The organism is Sporosarcina sp. D27, from assembly GCF_000586555.1.
Lineage (GTDB): Bacteria > Bacillota > Bacilli > Bacillales_A > Planococcaceae > Sporosarcina.
Window position 1 is genome coordinate 1 of record NZ_AZUC01000029.1, and the last position, 350, is coordinate 350.

The window sequence follows — 350 nt, forward strand, 5'->3', positions numbered from 1 at the left end:
CGTTCCCATACCGAACACGGAAGTTAAGTTCTTCAGCGCCGATGGTAGTAGGGGGCTTCCCCCTGTGAGAGTAGGACGTTGCCAGGCAGATAAAGTCATTCTGTTGTAGAATGGCTTTTTCTTTTCTAAAAGATCATAATTACTTGTGAACAATAATATTCCCTTGGAAATACAGGTAAATAATTGTTGCCAAATGAGTGATTGTGTGGTATTATTATCAATGTTGCTCTTTCGAAAAGCTTTCGTAGAGCGGTTACGATAATTAAAACTTAAATAAAGTTGTTGACAAGATGATTACAGAATGTTATACTGTAAGAGTTGCTGAAAACAACAGAAACACTATGAACCTT

1 rRNA gene is annotated in these 350 nt (G+C 37.1%); it reads left to right on the plus strand.

The features are described 5' to 3' along the window. Window positions 1-87: ribosomal RNA gene (gene rrf, locus N693_RS19620) — 5S ribosomal RNA — on the plus strand; the annotation flags it as partial. Window positions 88-350: the final 263 nt, after the last annotated feature.